The organism is Stella humosa (genome assembly GCF_006738645.1).
Classification (GTDB): Bacteria; Pseudomonadota; Alphaproteobacteria; order ATCC43930; family Allostellaceae; genus Allostella; species Allostella humosa.
On the sequence record NZ_AP019700.1, the window covers coordinates 4,851,271 to 4,877,298 of the forward strand.

30 protein-coding genes and 1 tRNA gene are annotated in these 26,028 nt (G+C 70.0%); 11 read left to right on the forward strand and 20 right to left on the reverse strand.

Features of this window, described 5'->3' with window-relative positions:
- Positions 1-8: 8 nt before the first annotated feature.
- From STVA_RS22740 to STVA_RS22750, 3 genes are all read right to left on the reverse strand, one after another.
- Positions 9-94, reverse strand: a tRNA-Leu gene (locus STVA_RS22740).
- Between the two features lie 66 nt (positions 95-160).
- Positions 161-688, reverse strand: coding sequence for a chromate transporter (locus STVA_RS22745; protein ID WP_245978420.1), 528 nt, complete (start codon positions 686-688; stop codon positions 161-163).
- 16 nt (positions 689-704) lie between these two features.
- The gene (locus tag STVA_RS22750) at positions 705-1,322 is read right to left on the reverse strand and encodes a chromate transporter (protein ID WP_197735714.1); all 618 of its coding nucleotides are present in this window, start codon (positions 1,320-1,322) and stop codon (positions 705-707) included.
- A 73-nt stretch (positions 1,323-1,395) separates the two neighbouring features.
- Between STVA_RS22750 and STVA_RS22755 the strand changes: the two genes are divergently transcribed.
- Together STVA_RS22755 and STVA_RS22760 are read left to right on the forward strand one after the other, a co-directional pair.
- Positions 1,396-1,893 (forward strand): disulfide bond formation protein B, encoded by a 498-nt coding sequence (locus STVA_RS22755; protein WP_123692386.1) that lies wholly within the window; start codon positions 1,396-1,398, stop codon positions 1,891-1,893.
- Positions 1,890-2,468 (forward strand): demethoxyubiquinone hydroxylase family protein, encoded by a 579-nt coding sequence (locus tag STVA_RS22760; RefSeq protein WP_123692388.1) that lies wholly within the window; start codon positions 1,890-1,892, stop codon positions 2,466-2,468. Before STVA_RS22755 ends, STVA_RS22760 begins: the two co-directional genes overlap by 4 nt.
- A gap of 1 nt (position 2,469) precedes the next feature.
- Here the strand turns inward: STVA_RS22760 and STVA_RS22765 are convergent, their stop codons facing one another.
- The 8 genes from STVA_RS22765 to STVA_RS22800 form a co-directional block, all read right to left on the reverse strand.
- The gene (locus STVA_RS22765) at positions 2,470-2,835 is read right to left on the reverse strand and encodes a tRNA-binding protein (protein ID WP_123692390.1); all 366 of its coding nucleotides are present in this window, start codon (positions 2,833-2,835) and stop codon (positions 2,470-2,472) included.
- Positions 2,836-2,851: 16 nt separating this feature from the next.
- Positions 2,852-4,177, reverse strand: coding sequence for a TRAP transporter large permease (locus tag STVA_RS22770; RefSeq protein WP_123692392.1), 1,326 nt, complete (start codon positions 4,175-4,177; stop codon positions 2,852-2,854).
- Positions 4,174-4,677 (reverse strand): TRAP transporter small permease, encoded by a 504-nt coding sequence (locus STVA_RS22775; RefSeq protein ID WP_123692394.1) that lies wholly within the window; start codon positions 4,675-4,677, stop codon positions 4,174-4,176. The genes STVA_RS22770 and STVA_RS22775 overlap by 4 nt, the downstream gene beginning before the upstream one ends.
- Positions 4,674-5,696, reverse strand: coding sequence for a TRAP transporter substrate-binding protein (locus STVA_RS22780; RefSeq protein ID WP_123692396.1), 1,023 nt, complete (start codon positions 5,694-5,696; stop codon positions 4,674-4,676). Before STVA_RS22780 ends, STVA_RS22775 begins: the two co-directional genes overlap by 4 nt.
- A 34-nt stretch (positions 5,697-5,730) precedes the next feature.
- The gene (gene pcaG, locus STVA_RS22785) at positions 5,731-6,291 is read right to left on the reverse strand and encodes a protocatechuate 3,4-dioxygenase subunit alpha (RefSeq protein ID WP_123692398.1); all 561 of its coding nucleotides are present in this window, start codon (positions 6,289-6,291) and stop codon (positions 5,731-5,733) included.
- Positions 6,288-7,001, reverse strand: coding sequence for a protocatechuate 3,4-dioxygenase subunit beta (gene pcaH / locus STVA_RS22790; protein ID WP_123692400.1), 714 nt, complete (start codon positions 6,999-7,001; stop codon positions 6,288-6,290). Before pcaH ends, pcaG begins: the two co-directional genes overlap by 4 nt.
- A gap of 165 nt (positions 7,002-7,166) precedes the next feature.
- On the reverse strand, positions 7,167-7,619 hold the full coding sequence (locus tag STVA_RS22795; RefSeq protein WP_123692402.1) for a phasin family protein: 453 nt from the start codon (positions 7,617-7,619) through the stop codon (positions 7,167-7,169).
- Between the two features lie 69 nt (positions 7,620-7,688).
- Positions 7,689-8,321: a TetR family transcriptional regulator gene (locus STVA_RS22800; RefSeq protein WP_170216586.1), complete on the reverse strand. Its 633-nt coding sequence runs from the start codon at positions 8,319-8,321 to the stop codon at positions 7,689-7,691.
- 169 nt (positions 8,322-8,490) lie between these two features.
- Here STVA_RS22800 and STVA_RS22805 point away from each other — a divergent pair, with 169 nt between their 5' ends.
- Positions 8,491-9,312 carry an N-acetylmuramoyl-L-alanine amidase family protein gene (locus tag STVA_RS22805; RefSeq protein ID WP_170216587.1) on the forward strand — a complete coding sequence of 274 codons (822 nt, stop codon included), beginning with the start codon at positions 8,491-8,493 and terminating at the stop codon, positions 9,310-9,312.
- Between the two features lie 46 nt (positions 9,313-9,358).
- On the opposite strand, the gene proC is transcribed toward STVA_RS22805, so the two are convergent.
- The 3 genes from proC to STVA_RS22820 all read right to left on the reverse strand — a co-directional run bounded on the left by proC (position 9,359) and on the right by STVA_RS22820 (position 11,550).
- Positions 9,359-10,180: a pyrroline-5-carboxylate reductase gene (proC, locus tag STVA_RS22810; protein ID WP_123692406.1), complete on the reverse strand. Its 822-nt coding sequence runs from the start codon at positions 10,178-10,180 to the stop codon at positions 9,359-9,361.
- 10 nt (positions 10,181-10,190) lie between these two features.
- Positions 10,191-10,697, reverse strand: coding sequence for a type III secretion system chaperone family protein (locus STVA_RS22815; RefSeq protein ID WP_123692408.1), 507 nt, complete (start codon positions 10,695-10,697; stop codon positions 10,191-10,193).
- A gap of 568 nt (positions 10,698-11,265) precedes the next feature.
- Positions 11,266-11,550: an accessory factor UbiK family protein gene (locus STVA_RS22820; protein WP_123692410.1), complete on the reverse strand. Its 285-nt coding sequence runs from the start codon at positions 11,548-11,550 to the stop codon at positions 11,266-11,268.
- 199 nt (positions 11,551-11,749) lie between these two features.
- Here STVA_RS22820 and STVA_RS22825 point away from each other — a divergent pair, with 199 nt between their 5' ends.
- Both STVA_RS22825 and STVA_RS22830 read left to right on the forward strand, forming a co-directional pair.
- Positions 11,750-12,502 carry an SDR family oxidoreductase gene (locus STVA_RS22825; protein ID WP_123692412.1) on the forward strand — a complete coding sequence of 251 codons (753 nt, stop codon included), beginning with the start codon at positions 11,750-11,752 and terminating at the stop codon, positions 12,500-12,502.
- A gap of 34 nt (positions 12,503-12,536) precedes the next feature.
- On the forward strand, positions 12,537-13,934 hold the full coding sequence (locus STVA_RS22830) for a serine hydrolase domain-containing protein (RefSeq protein WP_123692414.1): 1,398 nt from the start codon (positions 12,537-12,539) through the stop codon (positions 13,932-13,934).
- A 7-nt stretch (positions 13,935-13,941) separates the two neighbouring features.
- Here STVA_RS22830 and STVA_RS22835 read toward each other — a convergent pair whose 3' ends face one another.
- Together STVA_RS22835 and STVA_RS22840 are read right to left on the reverse strand one after the other, a co-directional pair.
- A complete protein-coding gene (locus tag STVA_RS22835) occupies positions 13,942-14,880 on the reverse strand; it encodes a 2-hydroxyacid dehydrogenase (RefSeq protein WP_245978422.1) in 939 nt (312 codons plus the stop codon).
- Between the two features lie 53 nt (positions 14,881-14,933).
- Positions 14,934-15,677: an SDR family NAD(P)-dependent oxidoreductase gene (locus tag STVA_RS22840; protein WP_123692416.1), complete on the reverse strand. Its 744-nt coding sequence runs from the start codon at positions 15,675-15,677 to the stop codon at positions 14,934-14,936.
- Positions 15,678-15,758: 81 nt separating this feature from the next.
- On the opposite strand from STVA_RS22840, the gene STVA_RS22845 reads away from it, so the two are divergent.
- From STVA_RS22845 to dctP, 3 genes are read left to right on the forward strand one after another with little or no spacing between them, the layout of a single operon-like run.
- Positions 15,759-16,532, forward strand: coding sequence for an SDR family NAD(P)-dependent oxidoreductase (locus STVA_RS22845; protein ID WP_123692418.1), 774 nt, complete (start codon positions 15,759-15,761; stop codon positions 16,530-16,532).
- A 24-nt stretch (positions 16,533-16,556) separates the two neighbouring features.
- The gene (locus STVA_RS22850; RefSeq protein ID WP_123692421.1) at positions 16,557-17,477 is read left to right on the forward strand and encodes a polysaccharide deacetylase family protein; all 921 of its coding nucleotides are present in this window, start codon (positions 16,557-16,559) and stop codon (positions 17,475-17,477) included.
- Positions 17,478-17,532: 55 nt separating this feature from the next.
- Positions 17,533-18,534 carry a TRAP transporter substrate-binding protein DctP gene (dctP, locus tag STVA_RS22855; protein ID WP_123692423.1) on the forward strand — a complete coding sequence of 334 codons (1,002 nt, stop codon included), beginning with the start codon at positions 17,533-17,535 and terminating at the stop codon, positions 18,532-18,534.
- 45 nt (positions 18,535-18,579) lie between these two features.
- On the opposite strand, the gene STVA_RS22860 is transcribed toward dctP, so the two are convergent.
- From STVA_RS22860 to STVA_RS22870, 3 genes are all read right to left on the reverse strand, one after another.
- Positions 18,580-19,887: a TRAP transporter large permease gene (locus STVA_RS22860; RefSeq protein ID WP_123692425.1), complete on the reverse strand. Its 1,308-nt coding sequence runs from the start codon at positions 19,885-19,887 to the stop codon at positions 18,580-18,582.
- Positions 19,884-20,420 carry a TRAP transporter small permease subunit gene (locus STVA_RS22865; RefSeq protein ID WP_170216588.1) on the reverse strand — a complete coding sequence of 179 codons (537 nt, stop codon included), beginning with the start codon at positions 20,418-20,420 and terminating at the stop codon, positions 19,884-19,886. Before STVA_RS22865 ends, STVA_RS22860 begins: the two co-directional genes overlap by 4 nt.
- Positions 20,421-20,512: 92 nt before the next feature.
- Complete coding sequence (locus tag STVA_RS22870; protein WP_123692429.1) at positions 20,513-21,712, reverse strand: MFS transporter; 1,200 nt, start codon at positions 21,710-21,712, stop codon at positions 20,513-20,515.
- A 92-nt stretch (positions 21,713-21,804) separates the two neighbouring features.
- Between STVA_RS22870 and STVA_RS28420 the strand changes: the two genes are divergently transcribed.
- A complete protein-coding gene (locus tag STVA_RS28420) occupies positions 21,805-22,317 on the forward strand; it encodes a methylated-DNA--[protein]-cysteine S-methyltransferase (RefSeq protein WP_123692929.1) in 513 nt (170 codons plus the stop codon).
- On the opposite strand, the gene arfB is transcribed toward STVA_RS28420, so the two are convergent.
- Entirely contained in the window at positions 22,301-22,726 is a 426-nt protein-coding gene (arfB, locus tag STVA_RS22880; protein WP_123692431.1) for an alternative ribosome rescue aminoacyl-tRNA hydrolase ArfB, read from the reverse strand. The two genes, STVA_RS28420 and arfB, sit on opposite strands and share 17 nt — an antisense overlap.
- A gap of 141 nt (positions 22,727-22,867) precedes the next feature.
- Here arfB and STVA_RS22885 point away from each other — a divergent pair, with 141 nt between their 5' ends.
- Both STVA_RS22885 and STVA_RS22890 read left to right on the forward strand, forming a co-directional pair.
- Positions 22,868-23,950: a tripartite tricarboxylate transporter substrate-binding protein gene (locus STVA_RS22885; protein ID WP_123692433.1), complete on the forward strand. Its 1,083-nt coding sequence runs from the start codon at positions 22,868-22,870 to the stop codon at positions 23,948-23,950.
- Between the two features lie 22 nt (positions 23,951-23,972).
- On the forward strand, positions 23,973-25,934 hold the full coding sequence (locus STVA_RS22890) for a tripartite tricarboxylate transporter permease (protein WP_123692435.1): 1,962 nt from the start codon (positions 23,973-23,975) through the stop codon (positions 25,932-25,934).
- Positions 25,935-26,028 lie beyond the last annotated feature (94 nt).

Genomic DNA, 26,028 nt, shown 5'->3' on the forward strand with positions numbered 1-26,028 from the left:
GGGAAGGATGGTGCCCCTGGTCGGACTCGAACCAACACGCCCTTGCGGACAACAGATTTTGAGTCTGCCGCGTCTACCATTCCGCCACAGGGGCACTCGGGCGCGAACATAGCGGCGGCTTGGGCGGAAGGGAATGGCCGCGTTGAGGGGCGACCTGCAACTAGACCCAGCCGGCGGCACCGACGATGCCGCCCAGCACCAGCACCCACAGCGGGTTGATGCGGCCCCACATCGAGACCGCGACGGTCGCCAGCGTCAGCAGGGCCGCCACCAGGGAGCGGTCGACGGTCTGCGCCACCACGAAGGCGCCGGCGGCGACGATGCCGATGGTGACGGGGGCAAGGCCGCGCTGGACGACGCGGCGCCAGGGGCGGTCGCGGAAGCGTTCCCACAGGTGGGCCACGATGTAGGTCAGCGTGCAGGCCGGCGCGCAGATGGCGGCCGTCGCGACCAGCGCGCCCGCCAGCCCCGCCACCTGCCAACCGATCAGGGTGACGATCAGGATGTTGGGGCCGGGTGCCGCCTGGGCGATGGCGAAGAGGTCGGCGAACTGCTGGTCGGTGAGCCAGCCCGACACCTCCACCGCCTGGCGGTGCATCTCGGGCAGGACGGTGTTGCCGCCGCCGAAGGCCAGCAGCGAGAGCAGCGCGAAATGGCGCGCCATCACCAGGAGGACGGCGGTCTCCACTACAGCACCCCGCCCGTCATCGGTTGCGCCGCCACCAGGCGATCGCCATGCCGACCGCCAGCAGCGGCGGCAGCACCCAGGCGAGCGGCCAGCGCAGCAGCCCCACCGTGACGAACCCCACCAGCGCCACCGGTGCTGCCTCCAGCGGGCGTTCGCGGATGAGCGGGATCGCCATCTTGATCGCCATGGCGACCACCAGCCCTGCGGCCGCTGCCCCCACGCCCGCGAAGATCGAGCGCACCATCGGCTGGTCGCCATGGCGGGCATAGAAGGCGCCGGCCGCGCACATCAGCAGGACCGGCCCGCCGATCAGCCCCGAGATCGCCGACAGGGCGCCGGGCAGCCCGCGGAAGCGGCTGCCGACGGCGATCGACACGTTGATGATGTTGGGGCCGGGCAGGAACTGGCAGAGGCCCAGTATGTCCGTGAATTCCGGCCCGGTCAGCCAGCGCCGCCGCTCCACCAGCATCCGCCGGGCCCAGGGCAGCACCCCGCCGAAGCCCGACATGGCGATGCCGAGGAAGGCCAGGAATAGCTGCGACAGGGTGGGGACGGGGCGGCCTTCGACCGAAAGGTCGCCGACGGCCGCGTCCGGCGGGTGCGACATCGCGTCCTGGTTAGTCGCCGCCGGCACTTTCTGACAACTGCTTTCTGTGCTGCCCGCGCCGCCGCGCTATATCTGCCGGCGGCGAGACGAGAGGCGAAGCATGGATTCGACGAAGTCGCTGGCGGCGGTCATCCTGGTGGGCGCGGTCGGCGTGCTGGGCGGGGCGCTGCTGTTCGAGCATGTGGGCGGCCTGGCCCCTTGCGTGCTCTGCCTGTGGCAGCGCTGGCCCTGGTGGATCGCGGCCGCGATCACCCTGCCCGTTCTGCTGCTGCCGCCCGTGCGGCGCACCCTGGGACCGGCCCTCCCGGCACTCTTCGCCCTCCTGTTCGCGGCCAGCTTCGCGCTGGCGGCCTACCACGTGGCCGTCGAGCAGCACTGGATCGCCGGCCCCGCCACCTGCAGCGCGCCCCTGTCGGGTGCGCGCACGCTGGCCGACTTCCAGCGCATGGTGGTGGACCGCCCGGTGGTCCGCTGCGACGAGGTGCCCTGGGCGCTGTTCGGGGTGTCGCTGGCGGGCTTCAACGCCATCTTCTCGGCCATTCTGGCGGTATTATCCGTCCGCACGCTGCGCCGCCACCGCCAGGGAGGGTTGCGATGACCCCGGCCGACGCCGACCAGACCACCCGGCCGTCGCTTGCCTGGCGCCTGCCGGGCGACCCGCCGGCCGATGCGCAGCTGCAACGGATGATCCGCGTCGACCACGCCGGCGAGTACGGCGCCCGGCGCATCTATGCCGGCCAGCTCTCCGTCCTGGGGCGCGGCCCGGCCGGCCCGGCGATCCGCCACATGGCCGAGCAGGAGGCCCGCCACTTGGCCGCCTTCGAGCGCCTGATCGTCCAGCGCCGGGTGCGGCCGACGGCGCTGCTGCCGGTCTGGCACCTGGCGGGCTATGCCATGGGGGCGGCCACCGCGCTGCTGGGCGAGAAGGCCGCCATGGCCTGCACCGTCGCCGTCGAGGAGGTCATCGACGAGCATTATCGCGACCAGGTGAAGGCGCTGGGCGATTCCGAAAGCGCGCTGAAGGACCAGATCGAGGAGTTCCGCGCCGAGGAGCTGGAGCATCGCGACACGGCACTCCAGGCCGGCGCCACCGAGGCGCCCGCCTATCCGCTGCTGTCGGCCGCCGTCAAGGCGGCCTCGCGCCTGGCGATCCGTCTCTCCGAGCGATTCTGATTCAGAAGAGCCGGCCGCCGTTCGGCACGGGCTTGTCGACGCTGGCCAGCACCACCGCACCATCGGCATCCGGGAAGCCCAGCACCAGCACCTCGGAGCGCATCGGGCCGATCTGGCGCGGCGGGAAGTTGACCACGGCCGCGACCTGGCGGCCCACCAGCTCGTCCAGCCGGTAGTGCACGGTGAGCTGCGCGGAGCTTTTCTTGATGCCGATTTCCGGGCCGAAATCGACCTGCAGGCGATAGGCCGGGCGGCGCGCCTCGGGAAAGGGTTCGGCCGAGACGATGGTGCCCACGCGGATGTCGACGCGGGCGAAATCGTCATAGGCGATGCGGTCGGCGACCGGCTGGGAGGGATTGTCCGTCATGGCGGCGGCGACCCTATCACCAGCCGACGAGGTCGAGCACCCCCCAGCTCAACACCGGGAAGGCCACCAGCAGGACCACGCGCACGAAGTCCGACACCAGGAACGGCACCACGCCGCGGAAGGTCTCGGCCATCGGCACGTCGCCCGCCAGCTTGTTGATGACGAAGACGTTCATGCCGACCGGCGGCGTGATCAGCCCGACCTCGATCACCACCAGCACCAGGATGCCGAACCAGATCGCCGTATGCTCCGGCGTCATGCCGAAATCGAGCCCCAGCACGGCCGGCAGGAAGATCGGCAGGGTCAGGATGATCATGCTGATCGAATCCATGAGGCAACCCAGCACGACATAGATCAGCAGGATGGCGACCAGGACCGCCATCGGCGCCATGCCGCTGTGCCCGATCGCGTCGGCCAGGCCCTGGGGGACGCCGCTCAACGCCATGAAGGCGTTGAAGACGTCGGCGCCGATCAGGATGAGGAAGATCATCGCGCTGGAGAGCGCGGTGTCGAGCAGGCTGGCCGTCAGCTCCGCCCAGGGGATGCGATAGACCAGCAGGGCCAGGAGCAGTGCCCCCAGCACGCCAAAGGATGCCGCCTCGGTCGGCGTGAAGACGCCGGAATAGATGCCGCCCAGCACCAGCAGGAAGAGGCTGGTGGGCGGTCCCATGGCGACAAGCGCCCGCAGCCGCTCGGCCCGCGTCGCCCGCCCGCCCGGCGGGCCGTCCTGCGGGCGCAGCCGCACCTGGATCATGATCGCCGCCATGTAGCCCAGCGCCGCGATGAGGCCGGGGACGAAGGCCGCCAGGAACAGCTTGGCGATGTTCTGCTCGGCCAGGATGCCATAGACGATGAGGCCGATCGAAGGCGGGATCAGGATGCCGAGCGTGCCGCCGGCCGCCAGCGTGCCGGTCGCCAGGCGGCCGGAATAGCCGTGCCGGCGCATCTCGGGCAGGGCCACCTGGCCCATCGTGGCGGCGGTCGCCAGCGAGGAGCCGCAGATCGCCCCGAACATGGCGCAGCCGCCGACCGCGGCCAGCGCCAGCCCGCCGCGGACATGGCCCATCACCGCGTGCGCGCCGCCGAAGAGCGCGCGGCTGATGCCGGCCCGGGCCGCGATGTAGCCCATCAGCAGGAACAGCGGGATGACCGAGAAGCTGTCCGACGCCAGCAGCAGGTACGGGCCGGTCTTGAGGTGCGACAGAAGCGGGGTCCACCCCGACAGCACGACATAGCCGCCGGCCCCGGCCGTCAGCATGGCGACTGCGATCGGCACGCGCAGGAACATCATCGCCAGCATCAGCAGGATGCCGGCGATGCCCACCGCATGGGCGCTGGTCATTCCGGTGTCCCGCCCGCCATGCGCAGGGCCGCGACCAGGGCCGCCACCGCGGTCACGACGAAGCACGGGACCGCCAGCGCAAAGCCGATCCAGGTGGGCAGGCGCAGGACCATGGATTCGTCGCCGAAGGCCCGCATCTCCACCCCGCCCACGCCCATCCGCCAGGCCAGCAGCATGGCGACGCCGGCCAGCAACAGGCCGCCCGCCATGTCGAGCGCCACCCGGCCGCGCCGCGGCAGGCGGGTCGTCGCGACATCGACCACGACATGCCCGCGCCGCCAGGCGCACCAGGGCATGGCCAGGCTGATCGCCACCGCCAGCGCCAGGCCGGCAATCTCGCTGTCGCCCGGGATCGGCCAGGAGAGGAAATAGCGGCCCAGCACGCTGACGCCGGTCATCGCCGAGGCCGCCACCAGGACCACCCCCGACAGGACGCCTAGCATCCGGCAGAGGCCGTCCAGCAGGCGGATGCCCGCCCCCTCCACCGGCGCCCCGGTCATCGGCCGTGCTTGACGATCAGCGCCTCGGCTGCCGCCAGCAGGGCCGCACCGTCCTTGCCCGACTTCGTCACTTCGTCCACCCAGGCTGTGTCGACGGCGCGCGCGAGATCACGCAGCTTTGCCGTCTCGGCCTCGGACATGGTGACGATGCGGTTGCCACGCGCTGCCGCGGCGTCACGGCCCGGTTTCTCGACCGCCTCCCAGATGGCGCCGGCGCGCGCGGCCAGGGCCATGCCGGAATTGGCGTCGATCACCTGCCTGAGGTCGGCCGGCAGGCTTTCATAGCGCTGCTTGTTCATCGCGTAGGCGAAGACGGAGGTGTATAGGCCGCGCGGGCCCGCGATCTCGGTATGGTTGTCGGTCAGCTCGTAGAGGCGCAGCGGCACCGTCACCTCCCACGGCACGACGGCGCCGTCGATGACGCGCTTGGACAGGGCCTCCGGCACCTGCGGCACCGGCATGAAGATGGCCGCCGCCCCGTAGCGCGCCAGCGCGTCGCCCACCGGCCGGGACGGCGCCCGCAGCTTCAGGCCCTTCAGGTCGTCGACCGTCAGGATCGCCTTGCCCTTCACATGGATGACGCCCCGGGCATGGACATGGAACATCAGCGGGTGGACGTCGGCGAACTCCGCCCGCGCATGGGTCTCGTAGAACTCCTGGGCGGCCTTGCTGGTGGCGACCGCGTCGCTGACCTTGAACGGCAGCTCGAACACCGACATCAGCGGGAAGCGCCCGGGCGTGTAGCTGGGCAGGGTCCAGACCACGTCGGCCACCCCGTCGCGGACCTGGTCGATCAGTTGCGGCGGCCGGCCGCCCAGTTGCATGGCGGGGAAGATCCGGACCTTGATTCGCCCGCCCGACTGCTCCTCCACCGCCTTGACCCAGGGTTCCATCAGTTCGCGCTGGGCGGGCGCACCGGCGGGCAGGAAATGCGCCAGCTTCAGTTCCACGGTCTGGGCCGCGGCGGGTGCGGCCAGCACGGCCGCCAGCATGCCGGCGGCCAGCAGGATCGGTCTCATGGCATCCTCCCCCCTTGGGTTCTTGGTCCGTGGCTCAGAGATTGAGGAACACGGTCTCGGACGGTCCCTGCATGACGATGTCCCAGCGATAGGCACCCTCCCCATCCGGCAGCGCCACCATCGTCGACCGCCGGCCCGCCGGCACCAGCGCCAGGATGGGGCAGCCGTCATTGGCCGGGTCGCCCGCGAAGTAGACGCGCGTATAGAGATGGCGCAGCAGCCCGCGCATGAAGAGGCAGACCAGCAGGTGCGGCGCCTGCATCCGGCCGCCCGGCCCCGGCACCGGACCGGGGCGGATGGTGCGCAGGCGATAGCGGCCCCCGGCGTCGGTCGGCACGCGCAGGAAGCCGCGGAAAGCCGGATCGAGCGGCACGTTTCGACGATCGTCGGGATGGTCGTAGCGGCCGGCGGCATTGGCCTGCCACACCTCCAGTACCGCGTCGGGGATGGGCTGGCCCTGGCCGTCCAGCACCCGGCCCGACAGCGTCACCACCGGCCCGGCCGCGCCCGCGGCGGCATCGGCGCGCGTCATCGGGTCGAACCCCAGATGGACGAAGGGCCCCACCGTCTGCGACGGCGTGACGGGCAGGGTCATGGCGCATCCCCTTCCATCGGCGTTGCCTCGCGGCCGCGCACGACGATGTCGAAGACATAGCCCAGCGCGAATTCCGGCACCGTGGCGTCGAGGGAGAAGGCCGCCACCATGCGGTCGCGCGCCACGGGATCGTCGACGCAGTTGAAGATGGGGTCGAGCGGCAGCAGCGGGTCGCCTGGAAAGTACATCTGGGTGACCAGCCGGGTCAGGAAGCTGGGTCCGAACAGCGAAAAATGGATGTGGGCCGGCCGCCAGGCGTTGGCATGGTTGCGCCAGGGATAGGCGCCGGGGCGGATGGTGACGAAGCGATAGAAGCCGTCATCGTCCGTCACCGCGCGCCCGAAGCCATGGAAATTGGGATCGAGCGGGGCGTCATGCTGGTCGAGCGGATGGTGGTAGCGGCCGGCGGCGTTGCACTGCCACAGCTCCACCAGGGTGCGGGGGACCGGCCGGTTGTCCTGGTCCAGCACGCGGCCCTGGACGATGATGCGCTCGCCCTGCGGTGGGGCGGCGGACCCTTTCGTCAGATCGGCCTCGTGGGCGCCCACGGCCAGATCGGCGAACAGCGGGCCCGTCACTTCGGACAAGGTCTGCGGCACCGCCACCGGCGGCAAGGCAGGCGCGCGGGCGACGGAGGATTTGTAGGGCGGGTGCAGATAGGCCGGTTGGGCACCGGCGCCCGGCCGGCGATAGCCGACGATGTCGCTCATTGCAGCCCCTCCCCCGCGCGCGGCATTCGGCTTTGCGGCCGTGGCGCGCTTGGGTGGGACGTTCGTCGGGAAAGGTGGCCCGCGTCAACCGGCTTCAAGAGCCGATCGACGCCACCCTTCCGTCCGCTGCGGCCTTGCGGCCGGTATCAGGCCTTCGGGCCGGTATCAGGCCTTGGGGCCGGTCTTGGCGTCGGCCGCCTTGGCCATCAGGGCGCGGACCTCGTCCATGCCCTCGGCCACGCGCTTGTTGATGACGGCGTAGGTGTCCTGGTTGGCCCGGGCCATCAGGTCGGCGATTTCCTTCATGTTGGCGATGGCCGCCTCGAACGCGGTCTTGGCGACCTCGGCCTGCTTCACCGCCTGGCGCTCCGGGCCGCCGGCCTGGGCGATCGAGCCCATCATGCGCGAGGCCTCTTCCATCGTCTGCCGCATGATCTCGGCCTGGCGCCGCATCACCGCCTGCATGCCCTCGGCCGCGAGCTGGTTGGCCTTGGTCAGGGCCTCGATGTTGCGGCGCTGGGCCGCCATCAGCGCCTCGGTGTCGAAGCCCGGCACGCGGAAGTCGCTCATCATGCGCGTGACGTCGAAATCGAGGAACGGGTTCGGGTTGCTGGCCATCGGTCGATCTCCGGCTGGGGGTCAGGGACAAGCGGAACCGTTAGCAGATCATGCTGCACTGCAACATAACTATTGCGCCGCAGCATCCGCCGGTGCTTGCGGCGAATCGCCGCCGAACAGCGAGGTCCATCCATCGACCCGGCGCAGCGCCCGGTCGAGGCGGGCCATGGTCGCCGTCAGGTCGGGGGATTCGTCGCCCATCCAGGTGGATACGGTGGCAAGATAGATGGCGCCGAACGCCTTCAGCCGCACCGCGCCGCGCAGGCCGGCGGTGTCCTGTCCGGCCGCCTCCAGCATCCAGCCGAGCGACCGGCGGAAGTTCGGCAGGGCGGCGATGCCGGCCAGCGGGTCGCCGCGCAGGTCGCGGGCGATCGCCGCCAGGCCCGCCCGCCACGGGCGCAGGTACTCCAGCCGGCGCATCACCACGTCGAACAGCCGATCGCGCGGTCGCTCGCCCGCATCCTCGGCCGGGTCGCCGCCGCGCACCACAGCCAGGTCGGCATGGCGCGAGACCGCGCCCAGGATCGCCGATTTCGATGGGAAGCGGTCATAGAGATCGGCCAGCGGCCGATCGGCGGCGAGCGCGATGTCGGCCAGCGCGACTCGGCGCCAGCCCTTTTCCACCGCCAGCCGCATAGCGGCTTCGATGATCGCCAATTCGACATCGGCCGCCGCGGCCGGCCGGCGCGCGCCCTTCGCCATATCGTCTTCCTCCCGAATCGCCATACAAGACATAGGGTCCGACAGGGGCTATCGCCACCAACAAACGCGTTGCGATCACGTTGGATCCACGCTCGTCCTTGCCAGGGCCTTTGGCGATGCTATAAGACTCAAGCGCAACTACCTGAATCATTGGGGGGTCAGGTCGATCGTGAGTGACGATCCGCGCAAGACTTTGCAGCGGCTGGACCGGCGTTCGATGTTGACCGGGATGGCGGCTCTCGCCTTTTCGGCAGCAGCCCTGCCGGTACCCGCATCGGCGATGCCGCGCGGGCCACGCAAGCCGACCGTCGTCATCGATGCCGGCCATGGCGGGCACGATCCGGGCACCATCGGCTTCAGCGGCAGCCAGGAAAAGGACGTGACGCTGCTGGCGGCGCGCGAACTGTTCGCGCAGCTCCAGTCGACCGGGCGCTACCGCCCGGTGATGACGCGGCGCAACGATTCCTATCTGGGCCTGGCGCAGCGCGTCGACCTGGCGCGCGATGTCGACGGCGACCTCTTCATCTCCATGCATGCGGATTCGATCGGGCGCGCGGATATCCGCGGCGCCTCGGTCTACACCCTGTCGGAGGTCGCTTCCGACGCCCAGGCAGCAGCCCTGGCGCAGAAGGAAAACCGTTCGGACCTGCTGGCCGGGGTCAACCTCGCCCACCAGTCGCGCGAGGTCAGCCGCATCCTCATCGACCTGATGCAGCGCGAGACCAAGAACCGCTCGGCGGTGTTCGCCTCTGGCCTGCTGCCGGAACTGGCGCGCCACACCACGCTGATCTCCAGCAGCCACCGCTTCGCCGGCTTCACGGTGCTGACGGCACCCGACATCCCGTCGGTGCTGATGGAGATGGGCTACCTGTCGAACCGGCAGGACGAGCAACTGCTGGCGACCGCCGCCCATCGCGCGCGCATCGCCCAGGCGACCGTGCGCGCGGTCGGCCGCTACTTCGCGCAGAAGGAATTCCTCCGCCCCCTCTAAGGGACGGAGCGCCTCATCCGCCCAAGAGCTTGGTCCGCCAGCGGGCTCAGCCCGCCAGTTCGCGGGAACGGCGCGTCGCGGCCGCGATGGCCCGCGTCATCAGCGGCTGCAGCCCGCCTTCCTCGGCCATCAGCACCGCCAGGGCCTCCTGGGTCGTGCCATTGGGCGAGGTGACGTTGCGCCGCAGCGTCGCCGCCGGGTCGGTCGATGCCTGCACCAGCGCGCCAGAGCCGGCGACCGTCGTGCGCGCTAGGCGCATGGAAAGGTCCGCGGGCAGGCCCGCCTCGCGCCCGGCCTCGGCCAGGCACTCGATCAACAGGAAGACATAGGCCGGGCCGCCGCCCGACACCGCCGTGACGGCATCGATCAGGCCCTCATCCTCGACCCAGGCGACGTCACCGACGGCGGCCAGCAGGCCGTCGCAGGCCTGTCGCTGGGCGGGCGACACCGCGCCGTTGGGCACGGCCACCGTCATGCCTTGCCCGACCGCGGCCGGCGTGTTGGGCATGGAACGGACGATAGCGGCGGGCCCGAGCGCCTGCTCGAAATAGGCGATGGTCTTGCCGGCCGCGATCGACAGGAAGACCGTGTCCGGCCCGGCGAAGCGGCGATAGTGCGGCAGCACCGCATCCATGCTCTGCGGCTTCACCGCCAGCACGACGACGCCCGGCCGGAAATCCGCCGCCAGTCCGTCGGGCGCGGCATGGACCGCAACGCCGTCGAGCGCCGCGAAGCGCGGGTCGGCCGACGGCTCGACGATCGCGACCCCTGCCCCGGTCAACCCGCGGGCGCGCCAGCCGTCGAGCATGGCGCCGCCCATCTTGCCGCAGCCGACGAGCAGCAGCGGTCCCATCGAATTGCCAGCCATGCGCCGCCCCCTATGCCTCGCCGACGGGGTCGATCATCGCCGCCGTCAATGCCTCGCCCGGGGCCTTGCCGCCCCAGACGACGAACTGGAATGCCGGGTAGAACCGCTCGCACTCGCTGAGCGCGGCATCCACCAGGTCCTCGACCTGCTCGACGCTGGCGCCCAGGGAGCCGCGCAGCAGCAGCGCGTGGCGGAAGCTCGGCTGGCTGGAATCTCCCGCTAGGTCGAAATGGCCGAGCCACAGCTTCTCGTTCACCAGCGACAGCAGCTCAAACACGGCTGCACGCCGGTTTCGCGGCACCTTCATCTCGAAACCGCACGAGAAGAGCAGCGCGTTCATGTCCGGCTGCCAGACGAAGAACAGCCGGTAGTCGCACCAGCGACCGCCGATCTCGACGAACATCTCGTCGTCGCTGGCGCGCTCGTGCGCCCACTCGTTGGCCGCCACGATCTCCTCGACCAGGTCGATCGGATTGGCCGCCGGGGCCGACATCTCGGAAGCGGAGGTGATGGTCATCGGCAGGTTTCCTCCCGAGCTGGGCCATGCATGGGCCGGCCGGCCGACGGTCGGCCAGGGGTCCGCGCCCGGGCGATACCGTCCGGACGCGACGCGGGGAACGCCGACATATTGTGTAGCAACGCGCCTCTGCACACCATTGCCTGTAGGGTGCCAAAACCGAGTCGCGCGCGCAAGCCAAGCTTGGGCATCGTCTTCTTACCGTCAGGGGCAGGCCCGCATCACCGACCGCGGAATTCCTTGCCGCCGACGCCCGATTGCCAGTGTCTGGGGGTCCGATGGGAACCCTTAGAGCCGCCGCCGGTTGGCCTGTCAAGAGAATTGAATGTCCAGCCCGCCCGTCCCCCAAGACGGAATGACGGCACTCCTGGCGGCATGCCCCCGTTCTCTGTCGCGGGAGCAGCCCGGAACTCCGTCATGGCCGGCGCGGCAGGTGCGAAGACTGAGCATCCTCGCATGCTGGACACACCGGTTCTCGGACACCGGCCATCACCACGGTCGGTGCGGCGCGGGGCCGGCCGCGTAGTATTGGACCCCTGCGCGGCCGGTTCCTTCCTTTCCTCGCCCGCTATTCGCCGCTGGGCTGGGGCGCGAACCGCGCCTCCAGGGCGGCAATCCGCGCCTCGAGCTCTGCCACCCGCAACGCCAGGTCCTCGCCGGTCGCCCGCGCGTTGGCGGCCAGCGTGCGCGCGGCCTCGAACTCCTCCCGGGTCGGCATGTCCATGCGCTGGAGCATGGATTCGACCTGGCCCTTGGCCCGCGCCTCGACCTCCTGGCGCACGGCGCCCAGCGCGTCGACGGCGCCGCCCGCCAGCCGCGCCAGGTCGTCGAAAATCCGCTTGTCGGCCGACATCGCAATTCTCCCTGGACTGTTCAGGGGCAATCTAGGGTCGCGCCCCGGCACCCGCAACGCATGCGCGCCGCCGACGCCGATTTCCAGTCGACGATAACCGCGGCATCGACGATCCTGGCGAACGTAGAAGCGGACGACGGTCCCCGGAACGGCGGGATCGGCGGTTTCCAATCAGCGAGAAGCGGGAGGAGCGCGGATCATGGCAGCCTCGGACAAGATCGCCCTGGTGACGGGTGCAGGTACCGGTGTCGGTCGCAGTGCGGCACTGGCGCTGGCGAAGGACGGCTTTGCCGTGGTCCTGGCCGGCCGGCGGCGCGAGCCGCTGGAAGAGACCGCCGCCCAGGCCGGCCAGGCCCGCACCCTGGTGGTGCCGACCGACGTCGGCGACCCGGCCTCGATCGAGGCCCTGTTTGCCAAGACCATGGAGTCGTTCGGCCGCCTCGACGTGCTCTTCAACAATGCCGGCATCAACGCTCCCGGCATCCCGTTCGAGGACCTGTCGGTGGCGCAGTGGAAGTCGGTCGTGGACGTGAACCTGACCGGCATGTTCCTGTGCACCCAGGCGGCCTTCCGCATCATGAAGGCCCAGACGCCCCAGGGCGGCCGCATCATCAACAACGGTTCGATCTCGGCGCACGCGCCGCGGCCGAATTCCGCCCCCTACACGGCCACCAAGCACGCCGTGACCGGCCTGACCAAGTCGACCAGCCTGGACGGGCGCAAGTACGACATCGCCTGCGGCCAGGTCGACATCGGCAATGCGGCGACCGAGATGACCCAGCGCATGACCAACGGCGTCATGCAGGCCAACGGCTCGACGATGGTGGAGCCGCGCATGGACGTGGCCCATGTCGGCAGCGCCGTCGCCTACATGGCCAGCCTGCCGCTCGACGCCAACGTGCAGTTCCTGACCGTGATGGCGACGAAGATGCCCTTCGTCGGCCGCGGCTAGACAGGATCGACGATCCCCGGGAAGGGTCAGCGCCATGGATACGCGATCGACGCCCGCCATCTATAGCGGGCCGGCCGTCAGCCGGCTCCACTACGCCGCCAACACGTCGCTGGTGGACACCGGCAACATCCATCTCGTATCCGGCCTGCCCCTGCCCGAGGCGATCCGCTCGACCAACCGCATCGGCGACCTCGACCCGGCCCTCGGCCACGAGGTCCAGCGCGACTGGCAGCGGATCTATGCCTTCGATGCCGGGCGCGGCACGCTGACCCAGACCATCGGCGGCTATCGCCGCACGCTGCGCCACTATGGCGGGCTGGGCTGCATCCTGCTGCCGGCCGGGTTCGACGACGTCTTCTTCGACACCACGCCCTATCGCGCGCCCAAGCCGGCGCACGCGTCGTCGGACTTCGACATCGACACCGGCGCCATGGCCGACGATGCGCTGGCGGCGGCCGTCGACCTGGCATTCGCGCCCGATTCCATGACCGCCTCGCTGCTGGTGATCCAGGGGGGTCGCATCATCGCCGAGCGCTATGGCGCCGGGGCCGATGCCGACACGATGCTGGCCAGTTGGTCCATGGGCAAGAGCATCGCCGCCCTCGTGATCGGCCGGCTGGTGCAGGAAGGCCGGCTCGACATCATGGCCGAGGCGCCGATCGACGAGTGGCGCACGGTGCCGGAGGATTCGCGCCACCGCATCCGCCCGGCCGACCTGATGCGGATGAGCAGCGGCCTGCGCTTTTCCGGCGCGCGCGAGGCCCCGCACCTGTGGGGCCGCGGCGTGGCCGACCACCAGCTCGTCTATGCCGAGGCGATCGACAGCTACGCCTTCTCGCTGGCCCAGCCGGTGCAGCACCCGCCCGAGACAATCGGCCGCTACCGCAACTGCGACATCGCCGCGCTCGGCGCCATCGCCGCCCGCGCCGAGCGGGCGGCCGGGCGCGACCCGCTGACCCTGGTCGAGCGCCTGCTGCTGGCGCCGCTGGGCATCCGCCGGATGACCCTGTCGGCCGATGCCTATGGCAACATCATCTATACCGGCATGAACTACGGCACGGCGCGCGACTGGGCCCGCCTCGGCCAGCTCTGCCTGGCACGCGGGGAATGGGCCGGCCAGCGCCTGGTGCCGGCCGAGTTCGTGGACTTCATGGCCACGCCCGCCCCCGCCTGGCTGTCCCTGCCCGAGCCGCTGAGCGATTTTCACCACCTCTATGGCGGCGGCTGCTGGCTCAACCGGCCGACCCAGCGGGTGGCCTCGCCCTGGGCGCTGCCGGCCGACGCCTACAACTTCGCGGGCGCCGGTGGGCAGCGAGTCTTCGTCGTGCCGTCGATGGACATGGTGATCGTCCGCCACGGCCACATGCGCGGGGTCGAGCCCGACCAGCGCACCAACGACTTCCTGAAGGCGTTGATGCGCGTGCTCGGCTGAGGCGCCCTCAGTAGCCGCGCGCGCGATCCACCGTCCCCAGCAGCGCCTCGCCGCGCTGGTGGCGGCGGAGGTTTTCCAGGAAGACGAAGGCCGCGGTCTGCGGCTGGGTCATGCTGGCGACATGCGGGGTCATGACGATCTTCGGATGCGACCAGAAGGGGTGGCCGGCCGGTGCCGGCTCGGTCGACACCACGTCGACGACCGCGCCCGAGAGATGGCCGGAATCGAGGGCCGCCACCAGGTCTGCATCGGCCAAATGGCCACCGCGCCCGACATTGACGATGCCGGCCCCGGCCGGCAGGGCGGCAAAGGTGCGAGCGTCGAGGATGCCGCGCGTCTCCGGCGTCAGGGGCACCAGGCAGACCAGGATGTCGGTGGTGGCCAGGAACGTCGCCAGCCCTTCGGCGCCGGCATGGCACTCCACCCCCTCGATCGTCTTGGCCGTCCGGCTCCACCCCGACAAGGGGAATCCGAAGGGCTTCAACCGCTCGAGTGCTGCCTGGCCCAGCGAGCCCAACCCCATGATGCCGACCCGCCGCCGCGCGGCCGGGACGACGCGCATCTCGTTCCACTTGCCGGCGCGCTGGAACTCCAGATAGGCGAGGAGGTCGCGATGCAGCATCAGCACGCTCATCACGACGTACTCGGCCATGCTGGCGATCAGGTTCGGGTCGACCATGCGCACGACCGGCAGGTGGGCCGGCACCGACGTCAGGTCGAGCTGGTCGACCCCGGCCGCGACCGAGAACAGCACCTCCAGCTTGGGGAAGGTCGTCGCCAGGTCGGCCGGCGGCTGCCAGGCGACGAGGTAGCGCACGTCGGCCGTGTCGCCGACATCGGGCCACATGCGGAAATCGACGTCGGGCGCATGCTGGGCCAGCAGGGCCGCCCATTCGCGCCCGCGCACCGGATCGGACTTGTAGACGACGGAAATGGGAGCGGTCATGGCAGGCGAACCCTTGTCTGGAGGCTGCGTCGACGAGGCAAGCGGCATGCCGGTCAGCAGGCCCACTGGAAACCGTCGACCACGAAATGCTGGCCGGTGATGAAGTTGGGCTCCGACGTTGCCAGGAAGACCACGAGCTGGGCCACGTCCTGCGGCGTGCCGACCCGGCCGAGTGCGATGCCGCGGCTGAATTCCGCCTCGCGGGCGGCGATCATGCCGCTGACCAGCTCGGTCTTGATGACGCCGGGGCAGATGGCGTTGACTGCGATCGTGGGCCCGAGCTCCTTGGCCAGAGCGCGCGTCATGCCGAGGATGCCGGCCTTGGCGGCGGCATAGGCAAAGCGGCTGACGGCACTGGTGACGCCGCCGCTCAGCGCGTTGACCGAGGACATGCTGGCGATGCGCCCGCCACCCTGGGCCAGCATCGCGGGCGCCACGGCCTGCACATAGTTGAAGCAGCTCTTGAGGTTGATCGCGATGGTGCGATCGAACTCCTCCTCCGACACCTCCAGGATGCCCTTGGGCATCGACCGGCCGGCATTGTTGAGGAGGAAGTCGACGCGGCCCCAGGCCGCGACCACATCAGCCGCCACCGCCTTTGCGCGCGCGTGATCGACGACGTCGGCCTCGAAGGTCAGCACCTGGCGGCCGAGGGCGGCGATCTCGGCTGCGGTCGTCGCCATGTCGTCGGCCAGCAGGTCGACCAGCGCGATGTCGAAGCCCTTTTCGGCCAGCGCCAGGGCGCAAGCCCGGCCGATGCCGCGGGCACCGCCGGTCACGATCGCCGTCCGTCGCATTCTTCGCTCTCCTCGGGGTCACGGGGCTGCCCAAGGCTGCTAGCATGCCGGCCGGCGCCGCGCATCCATCTGGGGACCGCCTTGGACATCCATTTCGAGAATCGCCGAATTGTCGTGACCGGTGCCGCCCGCGGCATCGGCCAGGGCATCGCGCGCGCGTTCGCCGAGCGCGGCGGCACCGTCTTCGCCTGCGACCTGCTGGCCGACGAGTTGGCCGCGCTCGCCCGATCGGTCGCACCCGCACGCGGCGGCCGGATCGAGACGCGCGCGGTCGACCTGACGGATGGGCAAGCGGTCGCGGGCTTCGTCGCCGAGGCCGGCGCGGACGGTCCTGTCGACGTGCTGGTGACGGTGGCGGGCGGCGTACGCGGGCAGGTGCCGCGGCCGATCGAGGCGGTCGACGAGGACAGCTGGCGGGCGATCTACGATGCCAACGTCATGACCGCGTTCCATGCCGCGAAGGCCGTGGTTCCCGGCATGAAGGCCGCCGGCCGCGGGCGGATCGTCACCATCTCCAGCGGCGCCGGGCTGCGGCCCAGCATGACCGGCATCCAGTCCTACTGCTCGTCCAAGCATGCGGTGGTCGGCCTCAGCCGGCAGCTCGCCCACGAGCTGGGGCCATTCGGCATCACCGTCAATTCGATCGCGCCCGGCTTCCTGCGTACCAGCCCCGACTATGAGCGCCAATGGGACGGCTATGGCCCGGCCGGCCAGCAGGCGCTGGTGGAGCGCATCGCCATGCGCCGTCTGGGCCAGCCCGAGGACATCGCCTGGGCCACCCTGTTCCTGGCGTCGGACTATGCCTCCTGGATCACCGGGCAGGTGCTGCCCGTGTCCGGCAACCCATTTCCCTGACCCTTGCTGCTCCGGAGAAACCCCATGGCGCTGCGCCCCTTACCCGCCGCCGTCCCGCCCGCCGAACTCGAGCCCTGGCAATGGCCCGAGGCGCAATGGCGCGGCATCGTCGACCAGGTCCGCGCCGGGCGGACGCTGCGGCCGGAGCGCTGGCCGGGCGGCGCGCGCTGCGCAGTCGCATTGTCGTTCGATTCCGACCATGAGACGAACGAGCTGCGCGACGGCGGCAAGTCCATCGGCCGCATGAGCCAGGGGCAGTACGGCGCCCGCCAGGGCGTGCCGCGCATCCTCGACATCCTGGCGCGCCACGCCGTGCCGGCCAGCTTCTATGTGCCGGCCGTGGTCGCCACCCTCTATCCCGACGAGCAGCGCCGCGTGGTGCGGGAGGGCCATGAGGTCGCCATCCATGGCTGGATCCACGAGCGCAACTCGATCCTGGGCGAGGCCGACGAGCGCGACCTGCAGATGCGCTCGGCCGACGTGCTGGAGAGGATCACCGGCGTGCGCCCGGTCGGCATCCGCACGCCGTCCTGGGACTTCAGCCCCAACACGCTGGCGATCACGCGCGACATGGGCCTCCTCTACGACAGCTCGCTGATGGCCGACGTCGACTGCTACGAGCTGGAGATGCATGGCGAGCCGACCGGTGTCGTCGAGCTGCCGGTGGAATGGATCCGCGACGACGCGGTCTATTTCTCGATGAACCGCTTCAGCGCGCTGCGCCCCTACACCCCGCCCGAGGGCGTCTTCGACATCTTCCGGCGCGAGTTCGACGCGGCCTATGCCGAGGGCGGGCTGTTCCAGCTGACCATGCACCCGCACATGATCGGCTATCGCTCGCGCATCTGGATTCTGGAGGAGATCATCCGCCATGCGCGCACCCATGCGGATGTTTGGTTCGCCACCCATGCCGATGTCGTGCGGCATGTGAAGGAAGCCTGCTGACGCCTGACCCGGGCGGCAGGCGGTCGCCCGGCAACGAGAACAACCGGAGGAAACCATGTCACGGATCGATTCGTCCCTGTCCCGCGGACTGGCCGCAGCAGCGGTGCTCGCTGCCGGCCTGACGCTGACGACCACCGCCCAGGCCCAGACCTGGAAAGGCTATACCTTCATCCCGTCCGTCACCCATGCCGCCTACAAGAACCTGGAGGCGATGGGGGCGGAGTTCACCAAGGTGTCGGGCGGCCGGATCCAGGTGCGCAACAGCGCCGGCGGCCAGTTGCCGGTCAACGCCACCTCGATCACGCAGGCCGTCGGCGAGGGCATCATCACCTTCGCCCAGGATGGCTTCTATACCGGCAACATCCAGATCGGCGCCCTGCCCTTCCTGCCGATGCTGGCCGGCAACTACGAGGAGTTCCAGAAGATCGTCGCCCTGCTGGAGCCCTACCTGCAGGCCGAGTTGGACAAGCGTGGCGTCAAGCTGCTGGCGACCTACAACTTCCCGCAGCAGACGATCTGGGCCACGTCCGAGCTGACGGCGATGGACCAGCTTCAGGGCAAGAAGCTGCGCGTCGCCAACAACCCGCAGGCGCAGTTCTTCCAGCGCCTGGGGGCCATTCCGGTGACGCTCGGCACGCCCGAGGTGGCGTCCGCCCTGCAACGCAGCGTCGTCGACGGGGTCGTCACCGCCAGCGCCGGCGGCGGTCTGCTGTGGGGCGACATGTTCAAGTCGAACTACCGCATCACGATCTGCTGGGACAACTTCCTGATCATCGTGAACAAGGAAGCGTTCGAGAAGCTGCCCGCCGACATGCAGCCGAAGATCGTGGCCGCGGCCCGCCAGCACGCCGACGCGCTGACCCGCGAGCTGGCCCAGTCGGAGATCACCAGCACCGAGATGCTGAAGGGCAAGGGCATCAAGATGTCGGAGCCGTCGCCCGAGATCGTGAAGGCCATGACCGCAAAGGCCGAGCCGGTGTGGAACGAATGGGCCAAGGGCGTCGGGCCGCAGGCGGTCGAGGCGCTGGCCAAGGCCCGCACGGCGATCGGCCACTGACGGGAGGCCCCGGGGAATGGTCGGCGGCCATCCCCCGGGGCTTCGTCATCGGTCGAACATCTGGCCCGGCAGCCAGAGAGCGATCTCCGGGAACAGGGTCAGCAGGCCGGCGAAGCCGATGATCAGGAACCAGTAGGGTCCGCAGCCGAGGTTGACGTCGCGGAGCGGCCATTTCGAGATGCCCTGGACGACGAACAGGTTGATCCCGAAGGGCGGGGTTATCTGGCCCAGCTCGACCATGATCACCAGGATGACGCCGAACCAGATGCCGTCGAAGCCGAAGCCGATGACGGCGGGATAGAGCAGCGGCACCGTCAGCACGATCATGCCGATGCTGTCCACGACGCAGCCCAGCACGATGTACATGAGCACGATCGCGATCAGGAACTGGTAGCGGTCAAGCCCGCTTTCGACCAGCAGGCGGGCAATGTTCTGCGACACGCCCACATTCTCGACCGCGTAGGCGAAGATGAAGGCGGTCAGGATGATGAACAGCAGGGCGCAGCTAATCTTCACCGTGTTGGTCAGCGCCGCCCGGAAACGTGCCAGCGTCAGGTCGCCCCAGATGACGCTGACGACGACCGCCAGCGACGCGCCGATCGCACCCGCCTCGGTCGGGGTGGCGAAGCCGAAATAGATCCCGCCCAGCACCGTCGCCATCAGCAGGATGAAGGGCAACAGGTCGATCAGCGCCCGCATCTTCTCGGCCAGCGACACATGGGTGCGGTCGCGCGGCGCCACGCCCGGGCGCATCCAGGCGACGATGCCGACATAGACCATGAAGATGAAGGCGAGCAGGAAGCCCGGGACGATGCCGGCCATGAACAGCCGCGCGATCGACGTCTCCGTGAAGGTGCCGTAGATGATGAAGGGGATGGAGGGCGGGATGAGGATGCCCAGCGTGCCGCCGGCACACAGGCTGCCGGCCGCCATCCGCCGGTCGTAGCCACGCTGGTCGAGCTGCGGTAGCGCCACCGTGCCGATGGCCGCCGCCGTGGCGACACTGGACCCGCTGATTGCTGCGAACATGGCGCAGCCGGCGATGTTGGTCTGCAGCAGGCCGCCCGGCAGGCCGCGGACCAGCTTGGTCAACCCGATATAGAAGCGATGGCTGACCCCGCTCTGCAGCAGGATGTCGGCCATCAGGATGAACAGCGGGATGGCCGTCAGCGTGAAGCTGTTGACGCTGCCCCAGGTGACCAGGCCCAGCGCGCGGAAGCCCATCAGCCCGTCGGCGAAGTAGAGGGAGACCAGCCCGGCGATGCCGATGGCAAAGGGGATCCACATGCCCCCCAGCAGCAGCGCCAGCAGGACGCCCAGCGCCAGCGCGAAATCGGCGACCCAGCCGCTCATGACGACACCCGCGGCGCGCCGCCGGCCAGCACATGGACGTCGCGGGCGATCTCGGCCAGCAGGCCCAGCAACAGCAGCAGCGCGCCCACGGGCATGACGAGCTGCGGCAGGTAGATGGGGGTCTCCATCAGCGTCGGCGCCACCATGCCGCGCTGCCAGGAGCTGATGGCGAGGCGGCCCATCTGGTAGAGGATCACCACCGCGAAGCCGAGGGACGCCACGTCGAACAGCAGTTCGATCCAGGCGCGCGCGCGCGACGGCAGGGCATTGATGATGAACTCGACCCGCAGCAGCGCCTGCTCGCGCAGGCTGTAGCTCATGCCCAGGAAGAGCAGCGCCACCACCAAATAGCCGCAGGTCTCGTCGACGATCGTCAACGAGAAACCCAGGAACGAACGGCAGATCACCTCCAGCGTGATCAGCACCATCATCGCCACCAGCGACAGCTCGGCACCCAGCCGGCCGGCGCCAATCAGGCGATCGACGGCCCACTCCCAGCGCGGCGGGCGCCGGTCGTCCAATCCCACGGTCATCGGTATTCCCCCCGGAGTCGCGCCTTGAAGGACGCGTTGCAGGACGGGGACGGTAGGCGTCGGGTCGGCCGGATGCAAGGAAGGCCGCGCCCCTATCGCGGGCGCGGCCGCAGCAGGACGATCGCGGCCCCGGCCGCCTGCATCGCCATGCAGGCGACGAGCGCCGCGTCGTAGGAGCCGCGCCATTCGCGCAGCAGGCCGAGCAGCCCCGGCCCGAAGGCGAAGGTGAACTGGTTGACGGCGACGACCAGCCCGACGACGCGGGCGAAATGGGCGGCCGGGAACTCCCGCTGGACGATGAGGGCGGGGAAGGTGATGAGGTTGCCGACCCCCAGGCCGAACAGCACGCAGCCGGCATAGAGCGCCGGGACCGAGCCCTCCAGCAGCAGGGCCGTGCCGGCGATCTGCACCACGAAGTTGACGGCCGACGCGCGGCGCGGGTCGAGCCGGTCGACGAAGAAGCCGGTGCCGACGCGGCCCGCCACGGCCGCCGCCGTCGTGATGCTGATGGCCCAGCCGGCGGCCGTCACCCCCAGGCTGGGCGACAGGAACGAGAGCTGGTGCGTCAGCAGCCCCACCTGCGCCACCAGCCCCAGGGCGAAAGGCAGGCTGATGGTCAGGAAGCTGCGGCTGCGGATTGCCGTCCCCGCCCGCCAGGGCGCTGCCGGCACGGCATTGCGCGGGGTAGCCGGGCCGTGGCGATCCTCCAGCTCTTCCGGCCGGCGCTGGCGCAGGACCAGGGCCAGGAGGGGCACCAGCAGCACCAGCATTCCGGCGGCCGCCACCCAGATGGCGGTACGAAAACCGAATGCGGCCACCAGTGCCACCAGGACCGGTGCCATCACCACCCCGCCGCAGCTGGCCCCGTTCAAGGCAAGGCTGACCGCCAGGCCGCGGCGGCGCTCGAACCAGGGCGCGATCATGGCATTGACCGCGGCCGTGCCCATGGCCGCCCAGCCCGCCGCCATCACCAGGAAGGCCGCGTATACCTGCCAGAGGTGACTGGCCAGCGACAGGAGCACCACGCCCGTCGCCATGGCCAGGCTGGCGGCGATGATCGTCGGGCGCTGGCCGAAGCGGTCGAAGACCGCGCCTACGCCGGCAATCAGGAAGGCGCCGGCGACGTAGTAGACGGTGATCGCGGCCGATATCGACGCCGTCGACCAGCCGTGCCGCTCGCGCAGCGCCACCAGATAGATGCCGGGCCCGTAGAAGCCCAGCCCCCAGCCGAAGAAGGCGACGGCAAAGGCGCAGAACACCACCCGCCAGCCATGATAGACGCCCTGCCCCATCGCCCGCCTCCACCGCCCTCGCTATGCCAACCTGCGACGGACGCGCCCGCGGTTCTTCCCGATTCGTGCGGCGACGGTACAGAATGCGCGCCATGCGCCTCCATCGTGACCGGATCGAAACCCCCATCGGGGCCATGCTGCTGCTGGCCGACGACCGCCACCTGCGCGTGCTGGAGTTCGAGGATCAGGCCCACCGCCTGGACGACTGGGTACGCCACCGCTTCGGCCGGCCGGAGCTGGTGGACGCCCGCGACCCGCTCGGCCTGGGCGCGATGCTGGCCGCCTATTTCGCCGGCCGGCTGGAGGCGATCGACGCCATCGCCGCCCATGCCGGCGGCACCCCCTTCCAGGAGACGGTGTGGGCCGCGCTCCGCGCCATCCCGGCCGGGGAGACGCGGAGCTATGGCAGCCTGGCCGCCGCGATCGGCCGGCCGGCGGCCCAGCGCGCGGTCGGTGCCGCCAACGGCCGCAACCCGCTGGCGGTCGTCATCCCCTGCCATCGCCTGCTGGGCAGCAACGGTGCCCTGACCGGCTATGGCGGCGGCATCACGCGCAAGCGCTGGCTGCTGGCCCACGAGGGCGCGCGGATCAGTCCTCGGGCGTGATCCGGCGCGCCCGCTTCACGGTGGAGCGCCGGTCCTTGGCCTCCAGCCGGCGCTCCTTGGAGGCCTTCGTCGGGCGTGTGGCGCGGCGCACGGTGGGCGGCACAAGGGCCTGGCGGATCAGCTCCACCAGGCGGCCCAGCGCCTCCTCGCGGTTGCGGAGCTGGCTGCGCTCGCTGCGGGCGACGATGACGAGCACGCCATCCTGGGTCAGGCGGCTGCCCGCCAGCTTCATCAGCCGCACCGCCACATCGTTGGGCAGCGAGGGCGAGCGCCGGGCGTCGAAGCGTAGCTGGACCGCCGTCGCCACCTTGTTGACGTTCTGCCCGCCCGGGCCCGACGCCAGGACAAAGCTCTCCTCGATCTCGCGCTCGTCGATGGCGATGCTGTCGGTGACGCGGATGAGCCCCATGATCGTCCTCGGTCTTTCCCTGCTACCGTCGCGAGTATCGGTTCCGCCCGTACCGGCGATCCGTTAAGGTCGCGGGCCAAGAGCAGGGCACGTTCCCTCCGGGGGACGGCAAGCCCGCGCCGCCACCCGGGGAGGATCCTGATGCGCCGTGCCAACGCCATCCATCTGCTTGCCGCCTTCGGGCTGGCGCTTGCCGCGACACCCGCGGCGCGCGCCGCCGACTTCGCCGGCAAGACCATCGAATGGGTCATCCCCTTTTCCGTCGGCGGCGGGTCCGACGTCTGGGCCCGCTTCTTCGCCCCCATGCTGGGCGAGCAGCTGCCCGGCAAGCCCACGGTCGTCGTCAAGAACGTGCCGGGCGGCGGCTCGATCACCGGCGCCAATCAGTTCCAGAGCCGGGCCCGGCCCGACGGCCTTACCATCCTGGGCACGTCCGGTTCCACGCAGTTCCCCTACCTGCTGGACGATTCCCGCGTCAAATACCAGTACAAGGACTGGACCACGGTCCTGGCCTCGCCGACCGGCGGCGTCGTCTACGTCAACCCCGAACTGGGGGTGAAGACGATGGCCGACATCGCCCGGCTGCGCGGCAAGGAAATGAAGTACGGCAGCCAGGGCGCCACCTCGCTCGACCTGGTGCCGCTGCTGGCGTTCGAGCTGCTGGAACTGAACGTGAAGCCGGTCTTCGGCATGAAGGGCCGCGGCGACGGGCGGCTGGCCTTCGAACGCGGCGAGGCCGCCATCGACTACCAGACCTCCTCAGCCTACCTCCGCAATGTCGTGCCGCTGGTAAAGGCGGGCAAGGCCGTGCCGCTGTTCTCGTGGGGCGTGCTGGACGAGAAGGGCGAGTTCGCCCGCGATCCCACCTTCCCCGACCTGCCGCACTTCATCGAGGCCTACGAGATGGCCTATGGCAAGAAGCCGTCCGGCATCGCCTTCGAGGCGTTCAAGGCGTTCAACACGGCGGGCTTCGCCGTGCAGAAGGGCGTCTTCCTGCCCAAGGGCACGGCGCCCGATATCGCCGACGCCTATGCCAAGGCGTTCGCGGCCGTCGTGTCGGCCCCCGGTTTCAAGGAGAAGGCCGGCGACGAGATCGGCGAGTACCGGCAGGCGACCGGTGCCGCCGCCCAGAAGATGCTCGACGTCGCCCTGGCGATCGACGGCGAGGCCAAGGGCTGGGTCAAGAAGTGGCTGACCGACAAGCATGGCGTGAAGCTCGACTGACGACCGCCGGGGGGCGGCGGTCATGCTCGAAACCATCGTCAGCGCACTCATCGGCCTGCTGAGCGGCTGGCACCTCGCCTACATGATGATCGGCGTGCTCGTCGGTCTCGTGATCGGCATCCTGCCGGGGCTGGGCGGCATCGCCGGCATGGCGATCCTGCTGCCCTTCATCTATGGCATGGACCCGGTGTCGGCGCTGGGCATGCTGATCGGCATGGTGGCGGTGGTGCCCACCGGCGACACCTTCACCTCGATCCTGATGGGCATTCCTGGCTCGTCCGCCTCGCAGGCGACGATCCTCGACGGCTTCCCCATGGCCAAGCGCGGCGAGGCCGCCCGCGCCCTGTCGGCCGCCTTCCTGTCGTCGATGATCGGCGGCGTGATCGGTGCGCTGGTGCTGACCGTCTTCGTCGTCGTCGCCCGGCCCGTCATCCTGGCCTTCTCGTCGGCCGAACTCTTCATGCTGACGGTGCTGGGCCTCAGCATGGTGGGCGTCCTGTCGGGGTCGAGCCTGCTGAAGGGGCTGCTGTCCTGCGCGCTGGGCCTGCTGCTGGGGTCGATCGGCGCTGCTCCCGCGACGGGGGAATGGCGCCTGACGCTCGGGCTCGACTACTTGGCCGACGGGCTGCCGATCGTCGTCGTCGGGCTCGGCGTCTTCGCCCTGCCCGAGATCGTCGACCTGCTGCGCCAGAACAAGGCGATCGCGGCCGCCATGTCGCTCGGCAGCGGCTGGCGCCAGGGCATCCGCGACACGATGCAGAACATGGGGCTGGTGCTGCGCTGCTCGGGCATCGGCTGCCTGATCGGGGCGCTGCCGGGCCTGGGTGGATCCGTCGTCGACTGGGTCGCCTATGGCCACGTCGTGCAGACCAGCCGCGACCGCTCGCAGTTCGGCCGGGGCGACGTGCGCGGGGTGATCGCACCGGAATCGGCCAACAATTCGGTCCAGGGCGGGGCGCTGATCCCGACCCTGCTGTTCGGCATCCCGGGCTCGGGCAGCATGGCCATCTTCCTGGGCGGCATGGTTCTGCTCGGCCTGCAGCCGGGCATCACCATGATCGAGACCCGGCTCGATCTCACCTACACGATCATCTGGTCGCTCGCGATCGCCAACATCCTGGGGGCCGGACTGTGCGTGCTGGTGTCGCGCCACGTGGCCCGGCTGACCACCATTCCCTACGTCTACCTCGCCCCCTTCATGATCATGATCGTCCTGTTCGCCGCCTACCAGGCGACGCGCGATTGGGGCGACATTCTGGCGCTGATGGGCCTGGGCGTCCTCGGCATCTATATGCGCCGCTTCGGCTGGCCGCGGCCGCCGCTGCTGATCGGCTTCGTCCTGGCGCCGGGGGCGGAGACCTATCTCTACCAGGCGATCCAGTTCCACGACTGGGCCTGGCTGTGGCGGCCAGGCGTCATCATCATCGCGGCGGCCACCATCCTGTCGGTCTGGGCCGGCATGCGCCTGGGCAAGAGCGGCATCGACGAGGGCGGTCAATCGGCGGTCGGCGTCGAGCGGCGCTGGCCGCAGATCGTCTTCGCCGCCCTGCTGACCGCGGCCTTCGCCTATGCGCTGGAACGCTCGCTCGGCTGGTCCTACCTCAGCCAGGTATTCCCGCTGGGCGTCGCCCTGCCCGCGACAGGCGGGATGCTGGCCGTCCTGGCGATCCTCGTCACGGGCCGCGACCATGTCGTGGTCTTCGACACCGAGCGCATCATCGCCGGCGGCGGCCGGTCGATGGAATACTATCTGGCTTGGCTGGTGGCCCTGCTGGTCGCATCGGCCTTGGTGGGGTTCGTGCTCGGCCTGGCACTGTTCTTCGTCGCCTTCCTCGCCGTCGAAGCCCACGCAGGCGCCCGGCGGGTCGCCGTACTGACCCTGTCGGCGGTCGGCTTCCTGGCGCTCATGTCCTGGGTGTTCGTGCTGGATTTCCCGCGTGGCGTGCTCCAGGAAATAGCGAGGATGCCGTGGCCGCTGAACTAGGCCCGAACTTCAGGCACAGGATCGGCGACATGGCCGCTTCATCGTCAGCCTCATAAGCGGTCCCGACATCTGTGAAATTCGCCTTCAGCGCGAC